The following is an 8,492-nucleotide window of genomic DNA, read 5'->3' as shown; positions in this document are numbered from 1 at the left end:
TCAATTGGGAAAATATGCCTATCGGAAATTATTCGATCAAAGCCAAAATCTTCGACATCGAAGGGCTTACTGCCGAATCTAATAGAATTAATATTTCTGTGATCGAAGAGTCTCTTGTCAATCAAGCCCCATCGGTTAGCATCATTGATTCGATTAAAGATCAGTCATTTACAATTGGGGAAGATATCTTGATCCAAACCAATGCCTCCGATCCGGAAAATGAAATCCAAAAGGTGGAGTTCTTCTATGGTGAGCAGCTTATTGCGACAGTGAACTCACCTCCTTTTGAGTTCAACTGGGAAAATATGCCTATCGGAAATTATTCGATCAAAGCCAAAATCTTCGACATCGAAGGACTTACTGCCGAATCTAATAGCATTAACATTTCTGTGAATGAACCGGCTCCAGTCAATCAAGCTCCAGAAGTTAGTATTTCGCAGCCAACACAGAACCAGTCATTTACTTTTGGCCAGAATATCTTGATCCAAACCAATGCTTCCGATCCCGAAAATGAAATCCAAAAAGTGGAGTTCTTCCAGGGCGACCAGCTTATTGCAACAGTTGACTCAGCTCCTTTTGAGTTCAATTGGGAAAATACGCCTATCGGAAATTATTCTATCAAAGCCAAAATCTTTGACAACGAAGGCCTTACTGCCGAATCTAATAGAATTGACATTTCTGTGATTGAAGGATCTTCTGACAATCAGGCTCCCTCAGTTAGCATCATTGATCCTATCCAGGATCAGACCTTTACACTGGGTGAGGAAATCTTGATCCGCACCAATGCCGCCGATCCTGAGAATGGAATCCAAAAGGTGGAATTCTTCTATGGCGAGCAAATTATTGCTTATGACGTTACTGCTCCGTATGAGTTCAACTGGGAAAATGCCCCGGTTGGAAATCACGTTTTGAAAACCAAAATATTCGACGAACAAGGTCTAACTGCTGAATCTTCCCGTGTCAATATTTCTATAAATGATACAGCCCCCGTCAATCAAGCTCCATCAGTTAGTATCATTGATCCAATTCAAGACCAGTCCTTTAGATTTGGCCACGACATTTTGATCAAAGCAAATGCCTCAGATCCTGAGAATAAAATCTGGAAAGTGGAATTCTTCTATGGCGAGGAGATGATTGAAATAGTAACCTCTGCTCCTTATGAGGTCGTTTGGAAAAATGCTCCTGCGGGTGATCACATTTTGAAATCAAAGATTTTCGATCACAAGGGCCTGACTGCAGAGTCTAGCAGGATCCACGTGAATGTCAACCACGCTCCAGCTGTTAGCATAACTCATCCAATTCAAGGTCAGGTCTTTAGATTTGGTCAAGATATTTTGATCAGTGCCAATGTCTCCGATCATGAAAATAAAATTCAGAAAGTCGAATTCTTCTATGGAGAGCAGATGATTGCTATAATCGAAACTGCTCCCTATGAGATAATCTGGAAAAATGCTCCTGCGGGCGATCATATTTTGAAAACCAAGATATTCGACCATAGGGGCCTCACTGCGGAGTCCAGCAGAATCAACATTGCTGTCGATCACGTGCCAACGGTGGAGATCACGAATCCTATTCAAAATCAAACCTATACGCTTGGCGAGGATATAATGATCAGTACAGAAGCTACTGATCCCGAAAATAAAATCCAAAAAGTGGAGTTTTTCTATGGTGAGCAGATGATTGCCATTGTAGACACTGCACCGTATGAGGTAAACTGGAAAAAAGCTCCTTTCGGAAATCATGTATTGAAAGCCAAGATTTTCGACTCCAAAGGCCTAACGGATGAGTCTAGCAGAATAAATATCACTGTAGAAAATTCGGCAGAAAGCGAAGTTAATTTGAGAATCATCAATCCAGTGAATAATCAAGTTTACACTTCTTCGGATCTAATCCCTATTGAAGTGATTAAAACTAAAGATGATCTGGAGTTTGATAGTCTTGCAATCTATTTGGATGACACACCAATAGGAATCTCATATCGTGAACCATATAAATTTGAACTCTCTTACTTGATGGAAGGCGAGAGAAAGTTGACTGCCCGAGCATTTAAATCAGGAGAGATGATTGAAACTGAGATTTTGCTCAATATTTTCGCGGAATCTGATCCATCGACCGAGGTTGAAGTCTTTAAACCTTCTCAAGAGATCAAGTCCAAAGAACAATTCAGCTATTCGATTGGGCCTAACTCCACAGACAATATTCTAAACCTATTCCTAGATAAATTGCCTAAAAATGAAGTCGTTGAGGTTCAGCTATTTGATCTGAATGGGTCTACTTTAAATTCCTTTGAAACTAATACAGACACTGGGCATATTACCCTTGAGATCGGCACATTCCCAGCAGGAATATACTTCATCCGAATAATTGGATATAACATGGATTATGGAACGAAAAGGATAATAAAGGATTAGTAAGAGAAGAATCTAACTCAAAAGAGTATAATGAAGACCCCAAATTGCTGATTTTAGCATATTTGGGGTTTTCCTTTTTAAATCAAAAATCAAGGACATCTGTAGGAAAAATTAATTTAACCCGGAATATGCATTAGCAATTCTATTACGACCAGTAATTGCTTCAAAATCAGTCACTACGTTGCTGTTTTCGACTTCACCATGGCGGTGCTATGCTTCAGCCTTTAAACAGCCTGATTTTATTGCACTTACTGCCCTCATAACAAAACCTAATACATAATCCAGGTTTAACAGTTTCGGTTTCAGTGAGTTTAAGGTCACATTCCAAAGTAAGATTTTTATAAGAATTCGCATTTAGAAAAATTATAAATTCAAACCTAGCTCCCAAAGTTATTAATGTGTGTTTTTTCGAAAAAGAATAAAATCCATTCTCAATAATAGAATAAAATATACGGAAAAGTGCTAACCCATTAGCATGTTAGTCTACAGGCAAAAAATTCAAGGACCTAACATAATATTTCCTCGGATTCGAAATTCCCCTCTTAATTGGAACATGCCAAGAATCCTAAGGGCCTATTTCAAATCACACAAATAACTTTAAGAAAAATAATCAAATTCAGGTTTAGTCATATCTTAACATCGCTGAACAAAAGAAGTCCAAGCTTTCAAACAATTCGATAAAACTCTTAAGCCATTTGCTTGCACACGATTAAAAACTGAAAGGATTTCTTCATGCAATTGTGCCTTTCTATGGCAGACAGGCAAGTTGAGGACGATATTCACTGGAATAATTTTTTGTCATGCGAGTTCCCAGTCCTCCGGAAAGTGAACACCTTTCCGGCGGTCTTAAGGCGTGGCTCTTAAAACACAAAATATAACTATATGAAAACGAGCATGACTAAAGCATCACATAGAGGTACGACTAATAACCATCCAAGATTCCTTATGAACCTTAAAAAAACAATTATAAACTTAAGGATCTAAGCTCGATATAGAGCCTAAAAATATAACACCTCAGGCAGAATCAATTACATAATTCCAGAATAGAAATTAGTTTCAGACCTGAAAGTATTGTTAAAAAGTAAATCGCAAAAATAAAGCTTGCCAAAAAATTAATTACATCACTTAATACGCATTATTATTTTTAAATATTAAACATTTAATTGTCCAAAGAATAATCTTAATGTCTAAAAGAATACTCCAATTTTTAATATAAAAAAGATCGTATTTCAAACGGCAGTTTATATCTTTTTCATCACTTATTTCCCCTCTAAAACCTTTGCATTGCGCAAGCCCCGTAATACCTGGTTTTACCATGTGCCGACACATAAACCTTTTCATTTTACAGGACAGGTCTCTATTCATACTTAGTGCATGAGGTCTAGGTCCCACTATTGACATTTCTCCTAAAAGGACATTAAATATTTGAGGTAATTCGTCCAAACTGGTAATCCTTAAAAACTTTCCAACTCTAGTAATTCTCGGATCATCTTTTTGAGCCTGATAAAAACGACCAGTAGGATTAAATTTCATCGTCCTAAACTTATAGCAGTAAAATGGTCTATTTTCTAATCCATGCCTCAATTGCTTAAAAATAATTTGTCCTTTAGAATCGAGCCCTATTGCAATTGCCAACAAAGTAAACAACCAACTTCCCACTAAGATGAAGAATAGTGAGCAAAGGGTAATATCCATCAACCGCTTAGAAAAAACCTGAAATGAATCAAGATAGTTGGTTGAAAAGGAGTTTAGGACGAAATCCTTATTGGATTGATACCCATTTAAATGAATAAATTCTTCTATAGTTTGTGACATGGCAAATGAATTAAAAATAAAATGTTAGGATTAAACAGTTTGACTACTGCGCATAGAGGGTAGTTTTCGAAGCTTCTCTTGAGCTATACACTTCAGAAAAACAATCCCATAGACCAAGTATCTTTTCCAAAGTCTTCTGGGCTCTTTAACTAACCTGATAAACCACTCCATTCCATGATCTACCCAGAATGAATTGGGTCTGTCTACTTTTTCGGAAAAAAAATCAAAAACCGCCCCTATTGAACATATGTAGGTAGATTGAATTAAGTTTTTATTTTGATGAACCCATTTCTCCTGTTTTGGTGCGGTCATCCCTACAAAAAGAACATCTGGAAGAAAATCATTGATTTTCTCGAGCATTATTTGATTTTCATCTTCTGAGAATTGATCACAAAATGAAGGTGCATACCCCTCCATTTTGACATTTGGAAAATTCTCTTCTATTTTTTTTTGAATTGCAGAAATAGTACTTGGTGATGAACCCAAATAAAAGCAGCGACCATAAACTGAATTGAGATAGTTTAGGATAAAGTCATGCATTTCTGCACCAGCAATTTTTTGAAATTCTGAGCCATTTAAAAATTTGGCAGATAATACGATTGATATACCATCTGGCAAGAGTACATCAGATTCAAAAAGAGCTCTCTTAAATAAATTATCGTTCTCCGCCAAACAATAGGAATATTGGTTAATTGTGTTAATCGTCATCTTACCCTTATAGAGAATTTCGGATAAGGTGCCAATAAAAATATTGTAGCCTAAGAACTGAGTTTGAGGAACGAACATAATTAAATAATTTTAGGTTGAAAAATGTTATAAATAGCTATACAAGATACATTTTATTTTCAGTAAAATACCTTTTTTATGTATTTAAGTGATTGGAAAGGGTGAAAAAGTATAAAAAGAAAAAAAAAGAAAATTTTATTTTTTAAATTAATTTTACCTAATATTAAATATTGAATTTAGTGAAAAAACAAAATATATTTCTTTGTCTACAAAATACATTTCTGTTGGTTTAAGCAAAAAAACAGAAACAATATCTTATAGTTAACAGCATTATATTAATTGAATACCATGATAATAGAAATAGTTCTATTTAGTGGTAAAAGTTTAAGCACCTTATTCATCCAAACCTCTTATTACCCTCTTAATGACAAAATTTATCGAGTCCGCATGGATAAATGTGGACGTTAAAAAAGTATTGAGTTCTGTTTTATTCATCTTAGTTACATCCTTAAATTCATTTGCTGCAGATTTCTATTTCTCCAGCAGCACTGGACTTGATAGCAGGTCAGAAGTAGAGGCCCAAAATGAATCCACACCTTGGAAAAGTATTGATAAACTAAATTCTATTATCCCTAATCTAAATGGTGGTGATCGAATTTTATTTAAAAGTGGAGATGTCTTCATTGGGTCTATTCTTATCTCCAAAAGTGGAGCTGACGGAAATCCAATCTTATTCACTTCCTATGGTTCTGGTGCAAAACCAATTATTACCTCTTTAGAACCCATCACAAATTGGCAATCTATAGGTGGTGGAATTTATGAAGCGGACATCACCAATCTTACCGGTGATAAAGTCCAAGTAGTATTGATTGATAATGAGATCAAACCTATGGGACGTTATCCGAATGCGGATGCTTCAAATGCAGGTTACCTTTTGATAAATTCAGTGAATAGTAACTATAGCATAAATGGAGGTGCACTTCCTGGAGATTTTTCTGGAGGAGAAGTCGTAATTCGAAAAAATAATTGGATAATTGACCGTCATGAAATCCAATCAACTAGTGGAAGTACTATTAACTTTTCAGAAAACCCGAATACATTTTATACACCTCAAAATGGCTTTGGGTATTTTGTCCAAAACCACAAAAATGCACTGGATCAATTTGGAGAATGGGCGTACTCAAAAGCCACAAAGAAGATTTCAGTTTATTTTGGAGGACAAAACCCATCAAATTATAATATTCAAGTAGCTAAACGCGAGCACTTAGTAGTAAACAACACATATATCAAAAATCTAGCTTTTAGAAACTTAGATTTTAAAGGCAGCAATAAAAATCTCCTAATGATCCAAAAGTCAGGAGGAATTACGGTAGAAAATTGCTCTTTTAACTATGCTGGAGAGAATGCCATTTTTGGTTCAGATGTTCCGGATTTTATAGTAAGGAATAATCACTTCAACCGCGCATTAAGTGGTGCCATATATTTTTGGTATGGAACACCCCGCACGAATATTTCAGACAATTTGATTGAAAATTCTATGCCTTTTCAAGGAATGGCAAAAAGCAGTGATCTGACAGGAATAGGTATTTATATAGCTGGAGATGCTAATAATGCGATAATTGAAAGAAACCGAGTTTTAAATTCTGGCTACAATGGAATACATTTTGGCGGTAATTACACTTTAGTTAAAAACAATCTAGTCGACAACTACTGCCTTTGGAAACAAGATGGAGGAGGTATTTATACTAATTCTGATGGCTTGACAAACATGAATAATGTAGGTCGGGAGGTTGTTGGGAACATTGTAACCCGAGGAATAGGTGCTCAGGAAGGTTCTAGCATTAACTATAAACTTGCTGAAGGAATCTACATTGATGATAATGCCCAGGGGTTGAAAATTTTCCAAAACACAATTTCAGACATCAACGGAAAAGGAATTTACCTTCATAATGGAAATAACATTCAGATTCTTGAGAATACGATATACAAATCACCAGACCAACTTCACGTTACACATGATTATACTGGAAATCCAGTGCGAAATGTTACCATAGAACGCAATCAATTTTCAAGTATTTATGAGAATGAAGTAGCTTTTTCCATTTCGTCCATCTTAGCTGATATCAATCAAATTGGTGTTTCTGACAACAACTATTATTTAGACCCTTTTCAAAAAAATCTGATATTTAAAAGCAAAGGATCGAATGAAGGACCAATAGGAACAAAAAGAAATCTCCCTAACTGGACTGAAACATTTGGGTATGACCGAAATTCAATACTTCCAGCGTTCAATCTTGAAAAATTCAAAATCACAAGTTCTTCTAATGTGAAGTCTAGTAATTTTGACACAGATGTGAATTTAATTGCTGGAACTTACGGCGGAACATCAGATTGGGTGTCTTCGGGTTTAACCGGCGGAACATGGCGTGTGACTCCATCAGGAACTAGTAGTATTTCCGCTTTCATTCAGATTGGAGCGACTAATCCAGGTGATGAATTTTTGATAGAATTTGACACCAAAAGTGCATCTTCCAATCAAAGTGTAGAGCTACTCCTAGAAAAAACTTTTAATCAAAACCAAGAGGGAAATATTTATTACTTCGCAAGTAGTACCGGCGTACAATCGGTAAAAATACTTTTGAAATCTCAAGTTAGCACTGCAAACGAAAGTATTGTTTTTAGAATTCCAGCTTCAATTCAATCCTTGTTGATTGATAATCCGAAGGTATCAAAAGTAACCACTGATGCCATTCCAATCAGCGAGTATGTTTTTTTTCAATACAACTACTCCAGTAGTGCTGTCACCCACCCCCTAAATGGAGTTTATAAAAATGGAAAAGGAGAAACCTTTGACAGATCTGTGACAATACCCGCCTACGGATCTGCCCTACTTGTAAAAGTAGATGGCTTAAGTAGTCAGCCGGAAAATTTACCTCCCTCAATTGCCATTACTGAACCAATTCAGGATCAATCCTTTTTTTTTGGACAGGATGTCTTAATCCGTACTAATGCCTCCGATCCTGAGAATAAAATCCAGAAAGTAGAATTCTTCTACGGTGAGCAGATGATTGGAATCGTTAATATGGCTCCTTATGAAGTCATCTGGAAAAATGCTCCAGTTGGAAATCATGTGCTCAAGGCCAAAATCTTCGACATCGAAGGTCTGACTGCTGAATCTAGCAGAATCAATATTTCTGTGATCGAACAGGTTCCTGTCAATCAGGCTCCATCGGTTAGCATTACTAATCCTATTCAAAATCAATCCATCACTTTTGGACAGGAAATATTGATCCAAACAAATGCTTCTGATCCGGAAAACGGAATCCAAAAAGTGGAATTCTTCTACGGTGAGCAGATGGTTGGTATCGTTACTTCAGCTCCTTTTGATATTGCTTGGAAAAATGCTCCTGTCGGAAATCACGTGTTGAAAGCTAAAATCTTTGACAAAGAAGGTCTGACTGCTGAGTGCGAAAGAATCGACATTTCTGTGATCGAACAAGTTCCTGTCAATCAGGCTCCATCGGTTAGCATTACTAATCC

At 36.3% G+C, this 8,492-nt stretch carries 4 protein-coding genes; 2 read left to right on the top strand and 2 right to left on the bottom strand.

The genetic code is table 11. From position 1 onward, the window contains the following. The coding region (locus tag Q0L29_RS01660; protein ID WP_296618525.1) for an Ig-like domain-containing protein at nt 1-2,411 on the top strand (2,411 nt) is incomplete at its 5' end. Nucleotides 2,412-3,536: 1,125 nt separating this feature from the next. Here Q0L29_RS01660 and Q0L29_RS01655 read toward each other — a convergent pair. After that, nucleotides 3,537-4,226 carry a sugar transferase gene (locus Q0L29_RS01655; protein WP_296618524.1) on the bottom strand — a complete coding sequence of 230 codons (690 nt, stop codon included), beginning with the start codon at nt 4,224-4,226 and terminating at the stop codon, nt 3,537-3,539. 30 nt (nt 4,227-4,256) lie between these two features. Continuing rightward, nucleotides 4,257-5,012 (bottom strand): WecB/TagA/CpsF family glycosyltransferase, encoded by a 756-nt coding sequence (locus tag Q0L29_RS01650; RefSeq protein WP_296618523.1) that lies wholly within the window; start codon nt 5,010-5,012, stop codon nt 4,257-4,259. A 364-nt stretch (nt 5,013-5,376) separates the two neighbouring features. On the opposite strand from Q0L29_RS01650, the gene Q0L29_RS01645 reads away from it, so the two are divergent. Further along, nucleotides 5,377-8,492, top strand: a 3,116-nt coding sequence (locus Q0L29_RS01645) for an Ig-like domain-containing protein (RefSeq protein ID WP_296618522.1), incomplete at its 3' end; no start/stop codon positions are given.

This window comes from Marivirga sp. (genome assembly GCF_024636815.1).
Classification (GTDB): domain Bacteria; phylum Bacteroidota; class Bacteroidia; order Cytophagales; family Cyclobacteriaceae; genus Marivirga.
The sequence above is the reverse complement of the archived record's forward strand: the minus strand, read 5'-3'. Positions and strand labels throughout refer to the sequence as shown.